Raw genomic sequence first — 20,615 nt, 5'->3', positions numbered from 1 at the left:
AATGCCGATGGAGAACTTCCACCGGCAAAAGCTTGTTTTCAATGCACTTAAGGCGGTGCGCTGATGCCGCGTCCACTATAAGCTAGCCAGCATTAATGGACGCTATACGCTCAGCCATTCATCCGGATAATAGGCTTAAGCGTCACTCCTTCAGCACTATCGGCGGCTGCTTGGTTGATGTCCTCAAAGGAGTAGTACTTCACCAGCTTATCGAAGGGGAAGCGACCCTGTTGGTAAAGTTCTACCAACTGAGGAATAAACTGTCTTGCCACGCTGTCTCCTTCGACGATACCGCGAATACTTTTTCCTCCTATAAGGAGATCGTTCACATCAAAAGCGGCCTCGGTGCCCAAAGCAGGAGCCCCCACCACCCCTAGCATGCCTAGACCGCCAAGGGCATCTACCCCTTGACGAAGCACCTCGGGACGGCCTGTCGACTCCAACGCGAAATCAACACCGCCTCCGCTTATTTGCTGAATACGTTCTACTACTGACTCCTCTTTGGAGTTGATGGTATGTGTCGCCCCCAGCTCTTTGGCTAGCTCCAGGCGTGAAGGGATGATGTCAATGGCAATAATGGTAGTGGCACCTGCAATTTTTGCTGCCATGATGGACGCAAGCCCCACGGCCCCTGCACCAAAGGCGGCAAAACGGCTTCCAGGCGTGACTTTGAGAGCATTGATAACGGCACCGGCGCCTGTCTGTATGCCGCAACCTAGGGGGCCAAGTAATTCAAGAGGCGCGTCTTTTGGCACTTTGACTGCATTGTTTTCCCGGCTCAGGGAGTAGGTAGCGAAGGAGGACTGGCCAAAAAAATGATCGTGCAGAGGCTGGTTGTTACCATCACGAATGGCTTGGAAGCCGTCGGGGTCACCACCGCTGAAATTGCGTCCAAAAAAGTCTTTACAGTACGATGCATGTCCGGCATCACAAGGGTTGCAAGCACCGCAGTATGCATAACTCAGGACGACGTGGTCGCCAATTTCAAGTGAGGTAACTCCAGGGCCTACGGCTTCCACAACACCTGCGCCCTCATGCCCCAATACGGCAGGTAATGGCACCGGATAATACTGATCACGTACGATCAGGTCTGTATGGCACATACCGGTCGCCACCACCCTGACCAGCACTTCGTCTCCCTGGGGTGGGCGAATGCTTGCTTTTTCTATTGTAAAGTCAGCTCCTTTCTCTCGGGTGACTGCAACTGTGATGTCTGTGTGTGTATTGTTTGTCATGGTTCACCTCGGTATTGCGTTGTAATAAGAAATTTCTGGCTAAAGGCAGCATTTAAAGAGGGTAGGCGGGCGCCTCCCCCTTGAGCGTTAGCCACTGCCACTGCGTGAATTCATCTATATTGCTGCTCCCCCCCACGCTGGTTCCATTGCCTGAGGCGCCAACCCCGCCGAAGGGGTTGATGACTTCGTCATTCACTGTTTGATCATTAATGTGCAACAACCCTGTTCTTAGCTGCTCGCCTAAGCGTAAAGCACGGCCCACATCGCGCGAAATCACCCCGGCCGATAGCCCATACTCTGTATTATTGGCAAGTGCTACTGCCTCTGCGTCTGTGTCGAAAGGGATAACCACGGCAATAGGGGCAAACGCCTCCTCGTGAAAAATAGGGTTATCGGTGGTGACATCGCTGACGACCGCCGGCTTAAAGAAAAGCCCGTCGGTTTCACCACCCACGAGTACGTTGCCCCCGGACGCTTTTGCGCGAGACAGCAGGTCACATGCGTGATCCAGTTGGCCCTTGTCAATCAATGGGCCGAGAGCGAATTCTCCACTTCGCGGGTCACCAACGCTTAAGCTGCGTGCTTTCTCTGTCAGGCGTTCGAGGAAACGATCATAGATGTCCCGCTGAACCAGAATGCGGCCGCTCGACATGCAGATTTGACCCTGATGCAGATAGGCCCCCCAAGTGGCATTACTAATGGCCAAATCTAGGTCGGCATCATCAAGTATGATCAGCGAGTTTTTGCCGCCTAGCTCCAGCGATACTTTCTTAAGCAAACGGCCCGCGGTTTCGCCAATTTTTCGCCCTGCGGCTGTTGAGCCCGTAAACTGAATCATGGCAACGTTACTGTTCTCGACAAGCGCCGCACCTGTTGCCCCGCCACCTGGAAGCATCGCAAGCACACCTTCAGGTAAGCCTGCCAGTTCAAATAGGCGCGCCATACTGACACCGCCACATACACTGGTGCGTGGGTCGGGTTTGAGTATGACGGCATTACCCAATGCCAGCGCAGGGGCGACCGCGCGTATAGCTAGGTACAGGGGAAAGTTGAAAGGTGATATGACGCCGACAACACCCAAAGGACGACGGCGTGCGATATTGAGACGGCCAGGCGTTGAGGGCATCAGCTCTCCCGCCGCACGTGAAGGTAACGAGGCGGCTTCGTGTAGTACTTTTATTGATATCGCCACTTCAAACGCGGCCTTGGCAGGCGTTGAACCGCTCTCGTCTACAAGCCAATGGATCAATTCATCTTGGTGCTCCTCGGCGGTACGGGCGGCTTGGCGCATGATTGCCGCACGCTCATCGTACGGGGTGTTGCCCCAAGCTATGGCGGCTTCGTAGCTTTTTTCGGCGACGGCATCTACCTGCTCGCTAGCAGCGCTGCCGATATGGCCAAGTGTTGCGTCACTGGCAGGTGCTTTGACCTTCAATATGTCGCCGGAACCTGCTACCCACTGGCCTGTAAATACTTGCTTGTGCCATATGGAAGGTGTCAGTAATCGTGCATCGGACATGATGTTTCTCCTTTTCAATTGACTCACGCGTGCTTCAATATCGGTACTACGCCATTCCCTTAATTTCCCGGTGTTTAGAAAAGCTTGTGGCAACAAGGCCCAGGGCATATGCCATTGTATTGGCGTTGCTAGAAATTAATTCAGAATACTTTGGCTGCTCGAAGGTTAATGCGGTGCTCTTCCTTGAAGCCATTTTCAACATCAATGTCCTGGCCGTACTGCATCTGGAGTTGAAGAGTGGGTTGAACAAAGGTCGCGAACGTTGCCTGCCAACGACTGTTATCAAGTGCGTCGTCTTGCCGAACACCACCAACGGTCGTTTCGCCGCCGAAGGAGTGATAGTAGGAGAGGGCAAGGTGGCTTTGAGGGCTGAGTAAGTACTTGAAATGTGTCTGTAGGCTTTGGCTATCATTTTGCTCACGACGCGTACCTATAAAGTCATCGTTATCGCCGTAAGTCGCGTATTCGGCGATGATATCCAGCATAAAATCGTCACCAAGACCGGTGACGTAACCTGCTTGGAAAATGCCTTTCCAGCGATTTTCACCGACATTAATGGGGCCATTAGAGGCGTCGTACTTTCCCGCAGGCATTGAGGCAAAGGCGGAGAGACCAAACCACTTTTGTTGATCCGGGTTGTTCACTAACCACGTAGTGGCGCCGATCATGGGATCGCCCATGCCACTAGAGGAGGTCGGCTCCAGAGGGCCGAAAGGTGCTTTCAATTCAACCCTACCGAAAGGCAGTATTATCTGGGGATTGACGGTATACCCACCGATATTCAGATAGTGAATAAATCGGGCTAAACCGATACGGGTATCGAGCCCCGTATCATCGCGAAGCAAATCACCGTTCGCGTAAACTGAATCCCGGCTAGCATGCTGTAAATAAAGCAGCCCTAGCGTACTGCCTTCTGGTAGTGGTACGTAGTCACCCGGGTCTGTGGCAATTTCGGCGGCATTGGCGGTTAAAGTGGCGGTGGTGCTAAGCGTTAATGCTCCAGCCATCGCGAGAACATGTCGAATCTTTTTGCTCAGTGGGCTGCAGTGCATGGGCAGGCTATACGTCCGCATGTTATGTATCTCCATCATGCTTATTGATCTTGTAAGGTGCCTGCAATCTGTAGCGAGAAGCATGCCAACTGAGACGGTCGTGAATATTTATTTTAAGTTGTTGATTTTTATGATCCCCAAGCGTTCCTTCAGGGCCTTGATATAGTGCGTAGGCGTCTCAAAGTGAGAGCAATGTCTTAACATTCTCATTTTGATACAGCTTTAGCTTAGGGTGTATGCGTCGCTCTTCTGTTGCTCTTATGCCATGAGGCCCAGCTTGGACGGCTATTTTATGCTCTGGATTTCCTTGATTTTGCGATAAAGCGTGGCGCGGCCTATCCCTAGATGTTTGGCAGCTTTGCTGACATTGCCATCGGTCTTTTCTAACGCTGCCTCAATCATATGTTGCTCTTGGGCCTTTAGTGTTGATGAGTAGCGCTTCCTTGAATGTTGAGGTGGGCTGTCAACGATCTCTGTGGGTAGGTGGCAAAGATCGATCAGGTGATCGCTATCATCAGCCATTACATCAGCGTGTTTTAGGGCATGGCGCAGTTCGCGTACATTTCCTGGCCAGGGGTAGTTCTCCAGTCGTTTGAGGGCATCAAATGATAGCTGACGCGTACCCTGGGTGACTTGTGAACACTGCTCTACTAAAAATGCCTGTAACCGCGAGCGCTCTCTTAAAGGTGGGATTCTTAGCGGCATCCCTTGTATGCGGTAAAGCAGATCATCACGGAAAGCACCTTGAGCTACGGCTGATGCCAGATCATGGTGAGTTGCACAGATTAACCGGAAGTTTACGCTTTTCGTCTTACCCGCCCCCAGGCGGCTCACTTCGTTTGTTTCCAGCACTCTCAGCAGCCTGGATTGAAGAGTAAGGGGCATATCCCCAATTTCATCGAGAAATAAGGTGCCGCCGTTGGCCTGCTCGATCTTACCCGGCGCGCCGCCACGGCGAGCGCCTGTGTAGGCCCCCTCGGTATATCCAAAAAGCTCGCTTTCAATCAATGTCTCAGGAATAGCGGCGCAGTTAATAGCGATGAACTCTCCTGTTTTGTTGTCACTCTGTTCGTGAAGAGTCTTGGCCATGACTTCCTTGCCTACACCGGTTTCTCCCAGAATCAATACGGGAAGACGCTTGTTAACAGCTCTCAGGGCAAGTGGAATCTGTTTGTTAAGAGTCGCGTCGCCAAAGTCGGGTACCGATTCAACCGCTGACAAATGACGCTTGTTATCTTTGCAGGTAGCCGTTCCCTCAATCAGGCTTGTCTGATGCTGCACCGTTGGATTTAGTACGAAGGAAAGTCCGGAAGATGTCCGGCCTACCAATGGGGGGCGCTGACCCCTGGCGGCATCGACCAGTTCGCCAAAGCGAAGATCAAATAGTTCCTGGAAGTTTTTCGGGCCATGGCTAGCGGTGAGGCCGATCACTTCGCGCACCTTCGGCGTCATACCCAGGATTTCGCCCTCGGGGCCGAGGGCGATCAACATATCATTAGTTGTGGGTACTTGCTGCCAGCTTAGTTGCAGGATCAAGTAGGGCCCTAGCTGCATGATCAAGCGATGTTCGATCGCCCGCGCGCACTGGGTGACGAGTGAAAGTGCACTGCCTGGGGCCAAGCTGTGCTCCCGAGTGATATCAATCGAACCAATCACTTGACCGTAGGGGGCGATGATGGGAGCGGCTGCACAATTCAGCGATTGATTAGTGGTGTAGTAGTGCTCCGGTCCTGAAACAGCAACAGGTCGGCCAGCCGTAAGCGCGCAGCTCATCGCCGATGTCCCAATGTATTGCTCCGAGAGATTGACCCCAGGACGGAAGGCCTGCTTGAGAACCCTGCCGGAGTGAGCGTTAGATTGATAGGTGCATAGAGCATGGCCTTGGTGGTCAGTGAGTAGCAGTGCGTAGCCCGCACCACTAATGGTGCGATGAAGCTGTTCAATGGGGATAGTAGCTGCATTAGTAAGGTTTTGATTTTTTTGTTTAATTTCGTTAAATCTACTGCACGGTACCGTTTCGTATATGACCCGCTCAGTCACACTCTTGTGCTCGGCGATACAGCGTTTCCATGAGTTCAGGATAGCTTCGTCTATTATTCCATTAGGAATATTCCCATCTTGGAAGAAAGCCTTTCTAGCCTCACTCAGCCTTTGTAAGGGCGTCAGTTGTGTATTCATTTCTTATCCCTCTTCACTGCAATATTGTTCTATGTAGGCTTCAAATTCGGATGCGTTGCCAAGGATCTATTACATAAGAAAATATTAAACTGGTCATTGGGGCTTGCCTTGCATTGGCTTGTTATTCTTTTGTCGTAATTCAAAAATCTGTTGGATGCCCTCTTAGGTGTGAAATGCCCTGTACAGGGTTAACTAAACCCTACATAACCAAAAAAGTAAATAAGCCGAGTATCCCTTTCGCAGAGCAGTAAGAATACTTCCATGTTTTTATTTATTTTTTACATATAAAACAATTGGTTATTTTTTAACAAAGCATTAGAAAGCATTGATGCTTGTAGGTGAGGGTGCCGCATCGAGATACCTATGAAGTATGGAATGGAACTCAAACGATATTGGTCGGGTAGCCATGAACTAGCCGATATTAAGGCCGAGCACAACAATAACCGTCGTCTTTAGGCCCTAGATAGACTCATTCCAATATCACCTTGAACATACTGACGCTATCGCCGGGCACCAAGACAACGATAATAAACCAACGATAGGGTTTCACCATGACCGTGAAGATATTCGATACCCCCGAAGTCCAAGACTTCATCAAAACTGTTGCTGGCTTTGACCAAGCCGGTGGCAATGACCGCGCCAAGCAAATTGTTCATCGCCTGGTCGGTGATCTGTTCAACCTGATCGACGACTTCGACGTCACTGAAGAAGAGTACTGGGCCGGTGTCAACCTGCTCAACGCCTTGGGCAGCCAGACCCAGTTCGGGCTGCTGTCGCCTGGTCTCGGCTTTGACCACTTTCTCGATATGCGCCAGGACGCTATCGACGCCGAAGCCAAGCGCACCGGCGGCACGCCGCGCACCATTGAAGGCCCACTCTATGTGGCCGGCGCCCCCGAGGCGGAAGGCTTTGCTCGCCTGGACGACGAAGCGACCGACGGCGAGACCATGTGGCTGACCGGCCAGGTGCGCGACGTGAACGGCACCCCGATCCCCGGCGCCAAGGTCGAGATCTGGCACGCTAACTCCAAAGGGGGCTACTCCTTCTTTGACCCCTCGCAATCCGAATACAACCTGCGCCGCACGATTTATACCGACAGCGACGGCCGCTACACCGCGCGCAGCATTATCCCCTCCGGCTACGGCGTGCCCGAAGGCGCCCCCACCGATGTGGTGCTCAAATCCCTGGGCCGTCACGGCGAGCGTCCGGCGCATATTCACTACTTCGTCTCCGCCCCGGGCCACCAGCACCTGACCACCCAGATCAACTTGGCAGGCGACCCCTACACCTATGACGACTTCGCCTTTGCCACCCGCGAAGAACTGGTCGTGCCCGCCGAGCGGATTGAAGACCCCGCCGAAATCGCCAAGCGCGACCTGGACGGCCCGTTCTCCCACGTGGTGTTCGACGTGGAACTGGCACACACCGACGCCGCCGAGCTGCAAGTCCGTCACGCCCGCCCGCGGGCCAAAGAAGACGAACAGGACCTAGCCAGCCAGCTCGCTGGAACCGCCAAGGTTTAAAGCCCCATAACCTCGCGCTAACGACTGGCTGACGTCCACCGTCCGATGCGTTAGCGCCTAACACCCCAGGTTATGCCTAAGTATTTGAGGAGAGAGATCATGACCACACAGCTTGATCAGCTCGAAGCCCGCGTGCGCGGCGCCGTTCAAGACGACCCCGCCCAGGGCATCTTCCGCTGCCACCGCAGCATGTTCACCGACCCCGCCTTCTTTGAGCTTGAGCTCAAGCACATCTTCGAAGGCAACTGGCTGTTCCTGGCCCACGAGAGCCAGATCAGTGAGCCGGGTGACTACATGACCGTTACCATGGGTCGCCAGCCGGTGATTATCACCCGCGACAAGCAGGGCGAACTGCATGGCCTGATTAACGCCTGCGCCCACCGTGGCGCCACGTTATGCCGCCGTAAGCGCGGCAACAAGGGCACCTTCACCTGCCCGTTCCACGGCTGGACGTTCAAAAACGACGGCCAATTGCTCAAAGCCAAAAATGAGAAGAACGGCGCCTACCCTGACCAATTCAAACAGGATGGCTCCCACAACCTCAAGCGCCTGCCGCGTTTTGAAAACTACAAAGGCTTCCTGTTCGGCAGCCTAAGCGATGATGTTCAACCGCTCGAACAGCACCTGGGCGAAACCACCAAGGTTATCGACAACATCGTCGACCAAGCCCCCGAAGGCCTGGAAATCCTGCGCGGTACCTCGTCCTACACCTACACCGGCAACTGGAAGCTGCAGGCCGAAAACGGCGCTGATGGCTATCACGTTAGCTCCGTGCACTGGAACTACGCCTCCACCATGGAACGCCGTAATTACGATTCCGGCGGCACCAAGGCCGTCGACGCCGACGGTTGGTCGAAAAGCAAAGGCGGCTTCTACTCCTATGAAAACGGCCACATGATGCTGTGGACCCGGCTGCTTAACCCGGAAGTGCGTCCGGTCTATCAGCATAAGGACTGGATCCAAGAACAGCTGGGTGACGCCCGCGCTGACTCCATCGTCAACCAGACGCGCAACCTCTGTCTTTATCCCAACGTCTACTTGATGGATCAGTTCTCCACCCAAATCCGCGTGATTCGTCCGATCGCCGTGGACAAAACCGAAGTCACGATTTACTGCTTCGCCCCCAAAGGCGAAGCCGCCGAAGACCGGCGTGTGCGCATCCGCCAGTACGAAGACTTCTTCAACGTCTCCGGCATGGGCACGCCCGACGATCTTGAAGAGTTCCGCGCCTGCCAAGAAGGCTATAACGGTGCATTGGCCGAATGGAACGACCTCTCCCGCGGGGCCCAACAGTGGATCGAAGGCGCCGATGAAACAGCCCAGGCGATCGACATGAAGCCCCTGCTCAGCGGAGCCTCACCGGAAGACGAAGGACTCTACGTGCTGCACCACAAGCACTGGGTCGACGAAATGCTGCGCGCTATCGACAAAGAGCGCAGCCAGTTTATCGCCACCGCGTCCGCCTAAGCGCCTGAAAAGAGGAGAGAAGTGACATGAGCATTAGCTATCACGACATCCAAGCCTTTTTATACCGCGAAGGCCGCCTGCTGGACGACCGAGAGTGGGACGAGTGGCTCACGCTTTACCGCAAGGACGCCGAGTTCTGGATGCCCGCCTGGGACGACGACGACCAGCTCACCCGCGACCCGCACAGTGAGATCTCGTTGATCTACTACCCCAACCGCGAAGGGCTGGAAGACCGGGTCTACCGGATCAAGACCGAGCGCAGTGGGGCGAGTACGCCGGAACCGCGCACCACGCATCAGGTGACCAATCTGGAAATCCTGTCGCACGAGGGCGACACGGTCACCCTGCGGTTCAACTGGCACACGCTCAACCACCGCTACAAGAAAACCGACAGCTTTTTCGGCACGTGCTTCTACACCCTGGACGTGTCGGGGGAGAGCCCACTGATCACAAGAAAAGTCGTGCAGTTGAATAACGACTATATCCATCAGGTCATTGATGTTTACCACGTGTAATCGGTGCTGATGAAGACAGGGATGTCGCTTGTCTTGCTATCGCGTGAAGCGATAGCAAGTTGAAAATGAAAATTTAAAAACAACTTAACCCTGGTGAAAATATAATGAAAACATTTAAAAAGACCTCCCTCGCCACTCTGCTAAGCGCTACCGCGATGTTCTCAGCTATGAACGTCGCTGCTAACGAAGACCCGGTGAAGCTCGGCTTAATGCTTCCTTATTCAGGTACTTATACAGCCCTTGGGGAAGCCATTACGAACGGATTAAAGCTGGCCATTGAACAAGAGGGCGGTCAGTTGGGTGGCCGTGATGTGGAGTATGTCGAGCTTGATTCAGAAGCTGACCCTTCCAAAGCGCCTCAGAACATGAGCCGCCTCGTCAATGGGAACGACGTTGACTTTGTGATCGGCCCGGTACACTCCGGCGTAGCTATGGGGATGCTGCGGGTCGCCAAGCAGACCGGTGCCATCACCATCATTCCGAACGCAGGGTTGGGGGCCGCCACTAATGAACTTTGCATGCCAAACGTCTTCCGTACTTCGTTTAGCATGTGGCAAGACAGCTACCCGATGGGCAAAGTGGCCTACGATCAAGGGCATCGTAAAGTTGTCACCATTACCTGGGATTATGCAGGTGGCAAAGAGGACCTTACTGGTTTTGAAGAGGCTTTTACTGCTGAAGGTGGTGAAATCATCGAGCAAATTTTAGTGCCGTTCCCTAGTACTGAATTTCAGAGCTATCTGACACAAATTGCCAGCCTTGAGCCTGACGCTGTCTATACCTTCTTCGCGGGCGGTGGCGGTGTCAGCTTTGTTCGGGATTATGCGGCAGCAGGCCTGAAAGAGAGCATACCGCTGCTAGGTTCAGGTTTCCTAACTGAGGGTAATTTAACGGCTCTAGGTGATGCAGGCGAAGGTGTAATGACCACGCTTCATTACGCGGAAACCCTCGAAAATGATGCTAACCAATCCTTCGTTTCAGCTTATGAAAATGCCTACGGTGAAATACCTGATACCTACGCGGTACAGGGCTACGACACGGGCATGATGCTAGTACAGGCACTCAATGTGCTCGGTGGTGATACATCAGATCAAGAGCGTTTGATTGATGTCCTGGCCAACGTCCAGTTGGCGAGTCCACGCGGGCCTTTGAGCTTCTCTGACTCCCACCACCCCATCCAAAATGTGTATCTGCGCGAGATTCGAGACGGCAAGCACGAAGTCGTTAGTATCGCTTCCGAGAATTTTGAAGTTCCCGATGAAGCTTGCCAGATGTAACGGCATCTTTAATCACCCTGGGGCGAGTGATACTCGCCCCTCACATTGATTCTCGGAGGGATCTTATGGATCTCGCATTCTTTAGCGTACAGCTCCTTAATGGACTGCAGTACGGATTGCTGCTTTTTTTGATCGCCAGCGGCTTGACGTTAATTTTCGGTATTATGGGGATCATCAATCTGGCCCACGGCGCCATGTATATGATTGGTGCCTATCTGATTTACGACCTTACCCTGCGGCTGGGCAATTTCTGGCTGGCCATGCTGGCGGCTATCCCCATTGCTATTGTCCTGGGCCTCATCATTGAGCGCTTATTTCTCGATACGCTTTATAAGCGTGATCACCTCTACCAAGTGTTGCTGACCTTTGGCCTAATTTTAGTGCTCAACGAAGCGCAGCGGATTATTTGGGGCGGTGATGTGCACCGTGTTGCGATACCCGCGCCCTTTGATGCCAGTATTCAACTGACTGACAACCTGCAGTACTCGGTGTACCGCCTCTTTGTGATGGGGGTCTGCTTAGCATTGGCGGGTGTGATTTATTGGGTGATTCGTCATACGCGGCTAGGCATCATCATTCGTGCTGGTGCGGTTAATCGCGACATGGTGGAAGGCTTGGGGATCAATGTGCGTACTCTGTTTACGCTTATCTTCAGCGTTGGCGTTGCGCTAACCGCTTTTGCTGGCATGATCGCTGCGCCACTCACCTCCATCGCGCCCGGTATGGGCGATAGCATTCTTATTACGTGTTTCGTAGTCGTTGTCATCGGCGGTATTGGTTCGATTAAAGGCGCATTTTGGGGGGCCATTATTATCGGCATGGCCACCACCTTTGGTGCGGTGCTCATACCCAGTCTCGCCAGTATGGTGATCTACATGATTATGGCGGCGGTATTGCTAGTAAAACCGCGCGGCCTGTTCGCGTGAGGAGAATAAGAAATGTTGCATAGATACCCCAAGCGCGTTGCGTTCATCATGCTGGTATTAACGGCGTTGGTGGCAGCTTTTCCTTTATGGGGAGAAGCCGTATTCGGTAGCCAGGCCAACTTTATGTTAGAGAAACTGACATTAATGTTGATCCTAGCGTTGTTTGCCATGAGTTTGGATCTGCTGGTCGGCGTCGTAGGTTTAGTCAGCCTGGGGCACGCCCTGTTCTTCGGCCTGGGGGCTTACACGCTTGCATTAGCCAGTCCTGACTTTAGTCCCGCATCAATGTGGTGGATGCTGCCGCTGGTCATGGGCGTCTCTGCCTGTATCGGGTTAGTAATAGGTATATTAGTAATTCGGACGAAAGGCATTTTCTTTATTATGACGACCTTGGCATTCGGTCAGATGCTTTATTACTTCATTAGCACATCCCAATTCGCCGGAGGAACAGACGGCGTTTTTATTATGTTCCGGCCCAGCTTGGCGATAGGCGATACCACACTGGTGGATCTTGATAACCCTTATAGCTTCTTTTACTTCTGCTTGGGAATGCTGCTGGTCGGGTATTTCTTTTTACGCTGGCTGACCCGCTCTTATTTCGGACAAGTGCTCGACGGTATTCATGACAACGAGCACCGCATGCAGGCGTTAGGCTATGCCACCAGTGGCTACAAACTGGTTGCCTTTGTTATTGCAGGGGTAATGGCGGCGATTGCTGGCATGTTGGCGGCGATGCAGTACGGCTTCGCTAATCCGGCTCAGCTTGGCTGGCACACCTCTGGCGAAGTGCTAATGATGCTGATTTTAGGCGGCATGGGTACCATTTTTGGACCCATTTTAGGCGCCTTCGCCTACGAGATTCTGCTCTACCTCTATGAGCACGCCACTACTCACTGGCCAATCCTGATGGGGCTGACCATTATCGCCGCCGTACTCGTGCTGCCACGAGGCATTGCCGGCTTGATTATCGCGCCGCCCTGGCGCCGCAAGCGTCAAACAGACTCGGAAGCCGTGTCCGAGAAAGAGAATGCACCGGTAACTGCCTCCACTCCACCTGCTACACAGCGTAAGGAGAACTAAGCCATGCGCGACGAGATTATCTTAGCTACACATGGTTTGACCCGGCGCTTTGGTGGTTTAGTAGCGGTTAACGATGTTGATTTTGACGTTAAGGCCAATGAGATACACGCTATCTTGGGCCCTAATGGAGCGGGTAAAAGCACGTTGATTAATTTGCTTTCTGGCGAGATCCCGCCATCTGAAGGGCAAGTGCTTTACCGCCAACAACCGATTCAGGGTAAAAGCGCGCGCCAGATCGCACGTATGGGGATTGGCCGCAGCCACCAGAAGACCAATATCTTCCCACGCCTTAGTTGCCTACAGAACTGCGAGCTGGCGGCGCGTATTCATATGGGCGGTGTGTTTGGTAGCTGGCGTTCGCGTCAAACAGCACAAAAGGTGAGCGAGCGTGCTCAAGAGGTGCTAGATACCTGCCAATTGAATCATCGCGCTCATACGACAGCATCCGATATGAGCTATGGCGAACAGCGTCAGTTGCAGATCGCGATGGTGCTAGCGACAGCGCCGTCGCTGATGCTGCTGGATGAGCCAATGGCGGGGATGGGGCGTGAAGAGACCGCTCAGGTCACGGAGCTGCTCGCCAGTTTAACGGATCGTTATACCTTGGTGCTGATTGAACACGATATGGATTCGGTCTTCCGCTTGGCCGATCGCATTACCGTCATGGTCGATGGTTGTGTGTTGGAGAGTGGTCCGACAGAACAGATACGCACTAGCGAAAAGGTACGCGATGTCTATCTGGGGCGTCATGATGAGGGGGCAACCGCATGAGCGCAGAGCAAACAAGTACACCATTGATTGATGCCCGGGGGCTGCATACTTACTACGGTGAGAGCCATATTTTGCACGGGGTGGATTTGACCCTGATGCCCGGCGAGACACTGAGTCTTCTGGGCCGGAACGGGATGGGCAAGACTACTACGTTGAAGTCGATACTGGGCTTTGTCCCACCGCGGCGTGGCGAGGTGTTTATTAAGGGCGTCTCGGCTACCAAGCGACGTCCTTGGCAACTCATTCGCCAAGGGATCGGCTACGTGCCAGAGGGGCGCGGCATTTTTCCAGGCATCAGTGTGCGTGAGCATTTAATTATGGCCGCACGCCCTAATGAGCGCGGAGAGTCCCCTTGGACGCTGGAGCGAGTCCTGGATACGTTTCCACGCTTGGGTCAACGTATTAACCACGATGGCTCTTTTCTTTCGGGCGGCGAGCAGCAGATGCTCTCTATTGGTCGCGCGCTGACAACAAATCCTGACCTGATGATCCTTGATGAGGCGACCGAAGGACTCGCGCCGCTGATCCGAGATGAAATCTGGAAGATCATACGAGAGATCAAGGCGACCGGCATTTCGACCATTATCGTCGATAAAAATATCGATAACCTTCTTAAAATAGCAGAAAAACATCTGCTGCTGGTCAAGGGGGAAGTGGTCTATAGCGGTGATTCTCAGGGGCTAAAAGACAATCCTTCAATCCTTGAAACCCATCTCGGGGTCGCCTGACATGGCTCCGGCAAGCGGATGCTTGCCGGAATTGATGTTGGCATCGCGTTAAATTCATTGATACAGGGAAATGTGTTGCATGCAATTTCACAAGCAATTGCTAAAAGACCTGTCGATTCCTGCAATCGCTGCTGGCTTTGTGGCAGTGCTGGTCTCTTACTCTGGCCCCTTGGCGATCTTTTTTCAGGCAGCCCAGAGCGCCGAAATATCCAGCGCCATGATGACGTCTTGGGTCTGGGCAATCTCTATCGGCGCAGCAGTCTCGGGTACCTTTTTAAGCCTGTGGTTAAAAGTCCCGGTGGTGACCGCTTGGTCGGCGCCTGGGACTGCGTTATTAGTGACTCTTTTCCCAGGGTTGTCACTTAATGAAGCGATAGGTGCTTACTTGACGGCAGCAATGATCATTTTCGTGATCGGTGTTACTGGCTCTTTTGACCGAATTATTCGGATGATCCCCCCTGGTATCGCCAGCGCGATGATGGCAGGCATCCTGTTCCAATTTGGTGTAGGCGTTTTCGTCTCATTGGAAAGCGTACCGGCGTTGGCGATTGGTATGATTATCGCTTATTTACTATTTAAGCGACTTACGCCGCGCTACAGCTTAGTGCTGCTTTTAATTGCCGGGGTTACTTTGGCAGTTTTGTTAGAAGGCGCAAGCCTGGAAGGTGTTTCCGTTCAGTTTGCGGATCCACAGTTTATCCGCCCCGAGTGGACGTGGAATGCTACCTTGAGCCTGGCTATTCCGCTGGTTTTGGTCAGTCTGACGGGGCAATTCTTGCCCGGTATGGCCATTTTGCGTACCTCAGGTTACTCCACCCCGGCCAAACCAATCGTAATTGTGGCCAGTTTAACGTCATTCTTTACCGCTTTTTTCGGCGGTATTACGACGGTTATCGCTGCGATTACGGCAGCCATCTGCACCAGCAAGGAAGCGCACGAAGACCCTGATAAGCGCTATGTTGCAGGGGTGGCAAACGGCGTTTTCTATCTAATTGGTGGCATCTTTGCTGGCACTATTGTGGCGCTATTTACCTCATTGCCGGGAGAGTTTGTGGCCGTACTGGCGGGCCTTGCGCTGATTGGCGCCATCAGTAGTAATATCAGCGCGTTTGCTGCCGAAAAGAGTCACTTGGAAGCCTCTGTCATTACCTTCATTGCCACGGCATCTGGCATTAGCTTTTTAGGGCTAGGCTCTGCCTTTTGGGGAGTCGTTGTTGGGGCGCTTGCCTACAACCTGCTGCATCGACGTTTTAACTCGCTTAACCATAAAACCCAATAACAGTAGACACTACTTAAGCGGTAGTTGGAGTGTAACCATGGAAAAGATCGTTGTGGCAATTGATGACAGTGAAGGCTCTTTGCCAGCACTGGAATTTGGCCAAAAGTTTGCAAACCAACTAGGCATGGATGTAAGCGCTATCTCAGTGGTGCCTGCGCAGGATGAGATAGCCTCCAGGCGGGTTAAACTGCAGGAGCGCCTATCGACGCATCATTTCGAAACAGTACACATTGATGTCGTTTCCCATGATAGCGCTAAGGAGTACCTCGGTGAGCTTGCCAGCCGTGAAGATACCGGGCTATGCATGATGGCGCATGGGCGCCGCCCGGTGCCCGAAATGCTAATAGGCAGTGTAACCGCCGGTGTTGTACGTCGAGCCCATCGCCCGGTTTACCTGTGTGGCCCACGCTATGACAGCCGTGCTCACCACCGCGTTGAAGTATTAGCCGTTTGTGTTGATGGCTCAAAGTTATCCGAGCAAATTTTGCCCTATGCTTCTGCCTTAGTGAAGCGGTTGGGGGCTCGGTTACAGCTGCTGCAAGTAGTTGATGCTGCCGCTAGAAAACCAACAACGTTAGGTCATACCGATGTCATGGAGTCAGCTTATTTGACCGCTTTGGCACGCCGTGTCGAGAGCGAGCAAGCGTTAGAGGTTGATTGGGAGGTACTGCATGGCGACCCCGCGGATTCTATCGTCAGCTACTTAGCAGGTAGCCATAATACGATGCTTGCCATGACAACCCATGGGCGTAGTGGCCTTTCGCAAGTAGTGGCCGGCAGCGTTAGCCATGAAGTGCTGCACGAAACATCCTGTCCGGTGGCCGTACTGCGTCCATAAAGGAGGGGGTTATGGGTAACGACCGGAGCGGCGGTTTTCCACGAGTACATTTAAAATAGTATTGGCTTCCTGCATAAGGGGAGAGGGCTTTTCGCCGCGCCGACGGCTGCAAATGACGGGTGAGGTAATGGTTTTGTCTGCCAGTGCTACGTAAGTGATGCCGTCTCGCTGGACACGTTTTACCTGTTCTGGAACCAGTGTAATGCCAATGCCTGAGGCGACGAGGCTAAGCGCCGTCTGAACCTCGTTGGCCTCCTGTACCACCTCAACCTTTAAACCTTGGCGGCGGAAAATGCCTAGTACCATGTCTGCCAGGCTAGGGCGTGGTTTTGCGGGAAAGAGGATTAGTGGATAGCGAGCCAGTTCTTCGCAGGTAGGGGTTGTGCCTTCTAATGGATGACCGCTTGATAGGGCGGCAATCAATGGCTCATCGAAGAGAATTTCCTGCTCGACATCCGGGTCGTCAATGCGAAGACGTCCAAATCCCATATCAATGCGACCAGCTTTGAGCGCCTGTATTTGTTGTACCGTCGTAAGCTCTGCCAAGGAGAGTTCAACATTATCTATGCGGCGTAAATCACGCACGAGCATAGGGAGCTGCCCATAAAATACGGAGGGTACAAAACCAATTCCGAATAGCGCACGTTTGCTACGTGCCATATGTCGTGTAGCGTCAATGGTGACTTCTACTTTCTCTAAAATTTGTAAGGCGTGTTGCTGAAAGAAAACCCCCGGCGGGGTCAGGCGTAAGCCTCTTGAACTGCGTTCAAACAATTCGGCGCCTACTTCTTGTTCTAACTGCTTAATTTGTCGTGAAAGAGGCGGCTGTGACATATGCAAGCGTTCAGCAGCACAAGTGAAATTAAGCTCTTCGGCTACAACACAAAAGTACCTCAGGTGGCGTAGTTCCATGATACCTCCAAGGTATGAGCGGCTACTTTAATAATATTGGTTTTGACATTCGATTGCTTTCAGGCTGGCTAGATTCTCAAATGACAAGACAGACTATTTAAGCCAGTTCACTTAGCCGATGTAACGCTACCAGTATTTAAGTGATGGAAGCGAAATATTGTCTAAGACTTTAGTTGTGTGATGAAGATAAAAGAGGAGCGAACAAACCATGTATAAGCGTATTTTAGTTCCCATCGACGGCTCTGAAAACGCCAAGCAAGCGTTGTCAGTGGCTTGCAAGCTGTTGAATAAAGAAGCCTCAACGCTCTATCTTTTACATGTTCCAGAAACGCTTGCCTATACGACCACGCTGGTATGGGGCATTGGTGCTATTGATGCCAGCGCTAACCTCGCTGAGCGAGAGAAATCGGGCGAGCAATTGCTGGTACAGGCGGTTAGTTCAGCGCAAGAAGAAGGCGTTCAGCATACTGAAGAGCTGCTTACTCAAGGTGATCCGGTTCGAGTCATTTTAGACACCGCTAATGCCTATAACGTTGATACTATTGTGATGGGAAGTCGAGGTTTAAGCGACTTGGCTGGTGTAGTGATTGGTAGCGTCTCGCACAAGGTGAGCCATTCAGCGAAGTGCCGCGTCATTACGGTGAGTTAGTAACTCAAGCAGTATTTGCTGTTCATCATGAGCTAGCGGAGCCAGCTCTCTCTACCGCAACCTATCGGTGAAACTGCTTTTCGCGTTCGGGTTGCCAATAAATAGCATCGATACGCAGCCGTGTTTCGGTGTTGTTGGGTAATGGCCACTCGATGATGTCGCCCACTTTAAGGCCGATCAGTGCCGCGCCAATGGGCGCCATCACTGAAATGCCGTCCGCTACGCTTTCCAGGGAGTGCGGATAGACCAAGGTTCGAATCATCTTAAGTCCGCGGGTGAGATCGGTGAAGCGAACCTGGCTATTCATACTGACCACGTCATCCGGGATATCCTCGGGGTCGCAGACTTCACCTCGCGATAACTCTTCCTCAAGTAGCTGAGCCACGGCCATGTCTTTATCGGAGGCATTGTCGATCAAGCGCTGGAGGCGTTCGGCATCAAGACGATTAATAATAATAGTAGGACGTTGTCCCATGGTTACTCTCCTTAGAAAGCAATAAATTCAAACCAATAAAAAACAGCCCTTCCCCAATTAAGGAAGGACTGCGTACTTGTTACAGTATAAGCGGTTTACAAGACAAAGACGATCAGGTGACGCCTTGTTCAATCATGGCATCAGCTACTTTTCTGAAGCCTGCAATATTGGCGCCTAGTACCAAGTTGGTTTTATCACCAAATTCGTCGGCTGTGTCAGCGCACTGACGGTGGATATTGGTCATAATCTGTTTTAATTTCTGGTCAACTTTCTCCAGGGACCACTGCTCCATGCTGCTGTTTTGCGCCATCTCTAACTGGCTGGTAGCGACGCCGCCTGCATTGGCGGCTTTGCCAGGCCCATAGGCGATTTTAGCGTTTAGAAACAGGTCGACGGCCTCTTTGGTAGAGGGCATGTTGGCCCCTTCACTAATACACGTGATGCCATTAGCGAGCAGGGTTTCCGCATCACTTGCGGTCAGCTCATTTTGTGTCGCACAAGGGAAGGCTGCATCGGCTTGAATATGCCATACGGAATGCCCATCTAGGGGATAGTCACGTACAGAAATGTAGTGCGCGTCAGGGTACTCATGCAGGTAGTCTTCTAAAGAGGTGCGCTGCACTTCTTTGAGCCGTTTGAGTAAGCCTAAATCAATGCCGTTTTTATCGTGGATAGTGCCACGTGAATCGCTGCAGGTGATCGGTTTAGCGCCCAGCTCGTACAGTTTCTCAATGGTATAAATCGCTACATTGCCCGCGCCGGAAACGAGGCATGCTTTGCCACGAAGCTCATCTCCACGGGCAGCCAGCATGTTTTGCGCAAAGTACACCGCCCCGTAGCCAGTGGCCTCTTTACGGCCCAGCGAGCCTCCCCAGTTAAGCCCTTTTCCTGTTAGCACGCCTTCATAGTGGCCGGTGAGCCGCTTGTACTGACCAAAGAGGTAGCCAATTTCACGGGTACCGACGCCGATATCGCCTGCAGGTACATCGCAGTGAGGGCCAATATGACGGTAGAGCTCGCTCATAAATGCCTGACAAAAGCGCATAATCTCGTTATCTGATTTTCCTTTTGGGTCAAAATCGGAGCCGCCTTTCCCACCGCCGATTGGCAAACCGGTTAACGCATTTTTGAAGATTTGCTCAAAGCCGAGAAATTTTATGGTGCCTGAGGTAACACTGGGGTGGTAGCGTAAGCCACCCTTGTAAGGGCCAAGGGCAGAGTTGAACTGTACGCGATAGCCTTTGTTGACCCGTACGCTGCCGGCATCATCTACCCAGCTTATGCGGAACATAATTTGCCGTTCGGGCTCGACTATCCGCTCAATAATGCTGTGTTGGTGGTAATAATCACTCTGCTCGATTAGCGGGCGTAGGCATTCGAGCACTTCTTCGGTGGCTTGATAAAATTCTGACTGTGCAGGGCTGCTTTTATTAAGTCGTGTCAACGTATCGTGAACGTAGGGCATAGGGGCATATCATCATCGTTTTTCAAAAGAGTATTGGCTGGCCAGAGCGTTGGAATATTTAACTGGCAGCACTCTTCTGTGCATAGCCTATGCGTGTTCTGTATATGAGAAAATTATATAAAAATAAGACTAAAGTTTAGTAATGGCCGGTTTTAAGCGCTAATTTTTCAATAGCCTTTAAACGGTTATTAAACGATTTATGGTGCTTTTTAATCAAATTACTATGTAGAAAGCTAGGAGTGTTGAATTTAATAAAATAATATTTGAGTTTTAAAAATGTAAAAACTTATAAGTGGCCGTAATGTATTAAGCGAAGCATTAAAACTAATGAGTGTTGTTTTATGAATATAAGTTAATGTTGTCAATATTGCTTTCTTGGAAAATGGCGGTCTCAATAATCAAGTGAGGACTTCAGTTTGATAAATGTCCAATGGCACTTCCTGGGTGATTTTGAACAGATCCATAAATACTTTGAAAGGTGCCGTGGAGCCTAGCTGACACAAAGGTTTTCTCAAGAACCTAAAGCCAAAAGCCTAGGCAATCGCCAACGATCGAGCGGGTTTGGCCACGCCGCCCTTGGATGCAGAGTCGGCCGATTCGACCATCTGCTCTATAGTCGTGTCTCGTTGGAGCAGCACCGGCGGTTTTTGAATGACGGCAATCGTGGTGAGCATGGCGGTGTTCCTCAGAGCGGGTCGTTAGATCCCGCTCAGGGCCTTGTTCGGG

The 20,615-nt window shown here is 52.2% G+C and carries 19 protein-coding genes; 11 read left to right on the top strand and 8 right to left on the bottom strand.

Annotated elements, in window-relative coordinates:
* Positions 1 to 110: 110 nt before the first annotated feature.
* The 4 genes from ACWI0H_RS19470 to ACWI0H_RS19455 all read right to left on the bottom strand — a co-directional run bounded on the left by ACWI0H_RS19470 (position 111) and on the right by ACWI0H_RS19455 (position 5,984).
* Positions 111 to 1,235: an NAD(P)-dependent alcohol dehydrogenase gene (locus tag ACWI0H_RS19470; protein ID WP_485874285.1), complete on the bottom strand. Its 1,125-nt coding sequence runs from the start codon at positions 1,233 to 1,235 to the stop codon at positions 111 to 113.
* A gap of 52 nt (positions 1,236 to 1,287) precedes the next feature.
* Complete coding sequence (locus ACWI0H_RS19465) at positions 1,288 to 2,754, bottom strand: benzaldehyde dehydrogenase (protein ID WP_485874284.1); 1,467 nt, start codon at positions 2,752 to 2,754, stop codon at positions 1,288 to 1,290.
* A gap of 140 nt (positions 2,755 to 2,894) precedes the next feature.
* Complete coding sequence (locus ACWI0H_RS19460; protein WP_485874283.1) at positions 2,895 to 3,827, bottom strand: transporter; 933 nt, start codon at positions 3,825 to 3,827, stop codon at positions 2,895 to 2,897.
* Between the two features lie 264 nt (positions 3,828 to 4,091).
* Positions 4,092 to 5,984 (bottom strand): sigma-54-dependent Fis family transcriptional regulator, encoded by a 1,893-nt coding sequence (locus ACWI0H_RS19455; protein WP_485874282.1) that lies wholly within the window; start codon positions 5,982 to 5,984, stop codon positions 4,092 to 4,094.
* Positions 5,985 to 6,535: 551 nt separating this feature from the next.
* On the opposite strand from ACWI0H_RS19455, the gene catA reads away from it, so the two are divergent.
* From catA to ACWI0H_RS19405, 10 genes are all read left to right on the top strand, one after another.
* Positions 6,536 to 7,507 carry a catechol 1,2-dioxygenase gene (gene catA, locus ACWI0H_RS19450; protein WP_485874281.1) on the top strand — a complete coding sequence of 324 codons (972 nt, stop codon included), beginning with the start codon at positions 6,536 to 6,538 and terminating at the stop codon, positions 7,505 to 7,507.
* 99 nt (positions 7,508 to 7,606) lie between these two features.
* A complete protein-coding gene (locus ACWI0H_RS19445) occupies positions 7,607 to 8,974 on the top strand; it encodes a Rieske 2Fe-2S domain-containing protein (RefSeq protein ID WP_071694742.1) in 1,368 nt (455 codons plus the stop codon).
* Positions 8,975 to 9,000: 26 nt separating this feature from the next.
* Positions 9,001 to 9,489, top strand: coding sequence for a benzoate 1,2-dioxygenase small subunit (gene benB, locus ACWI0H_RS19440; RefSeq protein ID WP_035581588.1), 489 nt, complete (start codon positions 9,001 to 9,003; stop codon positions 9,487 to 9,489).
* 104 nt (positions 9,490 to 9,593) lie between these two features.
* Positions 9,594 to 10,766, top strand: coding sequence for an ABC transporter substrate-binding protein (locus ACWI0H_RS19435; RefSeq protein ID WP_035581586.1), 1,173 nt, complete (start codon positions 9,594 to 9,596; stop codon positions 10,764 to 10,766).
* A 65-nt stretch (positions 10,767 to 10,831) separates the two neighbouring features.
* Positions 10,832 to 11,692, top strand: a complete 861-nt coding sequence (locus ACWI0H_RS19430; RefSeq protein ID WP_035581584.1) for a branched-chain amino acid ABC transporter permease — start codon at positions 10,832 to 10,834, stop codon at positions 11,690 to 11,692.
* Between the two features lie 12 nt (positions 11,693 to 11,704).
* Complete coding sequence (locus tag ACWI0H_RS19425; RefSeq protein ID WP_035581581.1) at positions 11,705 to 12,772, top strand: branched-chain amino acid ABC transporter permease; 1,068 nt, start codon at positions 11,705 to 11,707, stop codon at positions 12,770 to 12,772.
* Between the two features lie 3 nt (positions 12,773 to 12,775).
* The gene (locus tag ACWI0H_RS19420; protein ID WP_035581579.1) at positions 12,776 to 13,543 is read left to right on the top strand and encodes an ABC transporter ATP-binding protein; all 768 of its coding nucleotides are present in this window, start codon (positions 12,776 to 12,778) and stop codon (positions 13,541 to 13,543) included.
* On the top strand, positions 13,540 to 14,271 hold the full coding sequence (locus tag ACWI0H_RS19415) for an ABC transporter ATP-binding protein (protein ID WP_035581577.1): 732 nt from the start codon (positions 13,540 to 13,542) through the stop codon (positions 14,269 to 14,271). The genes ACWI0H_RS19420 and ACWI0H_RS19415 overlap by 4 nt, the downstream gene beginning before the upstream one ends.
* A 79-nt stretch (positions 14,272 to 14,350) precedes the next feature.
* Positions 14,351 to 15,550: a benzoate/H(+) symporter BenE family transporter gene (locus ACWI0H_RS19410; RefSeq protein ID WP_485874280.1), complete on the top strand. Its 1,200-nt coding sequence runs from the start codon at positions 14,351 to 14,353 to the stop codon at positions 15,548 to 15,550.
* Between the two features lie 37 nt (positions 15,551 to 15,587).
* Positions 15,588 to 16,388 (top strand): universal stress protein, encoded by an 801-nt coding sequence (locus ACWI0H_RS19405; protein ID WP_035581573.1) that lies wholly within the window; start codon positions 15,588 to 15,590, stop codon positions 16,386 to 16,388.
* 9 nt (positions 16,389 to 16,397) lie between these two features.
* On the opposite strand, the gene ACWI0H_RS19400 is transcribed toward ACWI0H_RS19405, so the two are convergent.
* On the bottom strand, positions 16,398 to 17,300 hold the full coding sequence (locus ACWI0H_RS19400) for a LysR family transcriptional regulator (RefSeq protein WP_035581571.1): 903 nt from the start codon (positions 17,298 to 17,300) through the stop codon (positions 16,398 to 16,400).
* Between the two features lie 208 nt (positions 17,301 to 17,508).
* Here ACWI0H_RS19400 and ACWI0H_RS19395 point away from each other — a divergent pair, with 208 nt between their 5' ends.
* Complete coding sequence (locus ACWI0H_RS19395) at positions 17,509 to 17,949, top strand: universal stress protein (RefSeq protein WP_035581568.1); 441 nt, start codon at positions 17,509 to 17,511, stop codon at positions 17,947 to 17,949.
* A gap of 61 nt (positions 17,950 to 18,010) precedes the next feature.
* Here the strand turns inward: ACWI0H_RS19395 and rnk are convergent, their stop codons facing one another.
* The 3 genes from rnk to ACWI0H_RS19380 all read right to left on the bottom strand — a co-directional run bounded on the left by rnk (position 18,011) and on the right by ACWI0H_RS19380 (position 20,563).
* Complete coding sequence (gene rnk / locus ACWI0H_RS19390; RefSeq protein WP_035581566.1) at positions 18,011 to 18,424, bottom strand: nucleoside diphosphate kinase regulator; 414 nt, start codon at positions 18,422 to 18,424, stop codon at positions 18,011 to 18,013.
* A gap of 112 nt (positions 18,425 to 18,536) precedes the next feature.
* Positions 18,537 to 19,889 (bottom strand): NADP-specific glutamate dehydrogenase, encoded by a 1,353-nt coding sequence (gene gdhA, locus ACWI0H_RS19385; RefSeq protein WP_485874279.1) that lies wholly within the window; start codon positions 19,887 to 19,889, stop codon positions 18,537 to 18,539.
* Positions 19,890 to 20,422: 533 nt separating this feature from the next.
* On the bottom strand, positions 20,423 to 20,563 hold the full coding sequence (locus tag ACWI0H_RS19380) for a hypothetical protein (RefSeq protein ID WP_008956088.1): 141 nt from the start codon (positions 20,561 to 20,563) through the stop codon (positions 20,423 to 20,425).
* Positions 20,564 to 20,615 lie beyond the last annotated feature (52 nt).

It is taken from the genome of Halomonas sp. NYA30, assembly GCF_976980765.1.
Note: the sequence above shows the minus strand (reverse complement) of the source record. Positions and strands in the feature narration are given on the sequence as shown.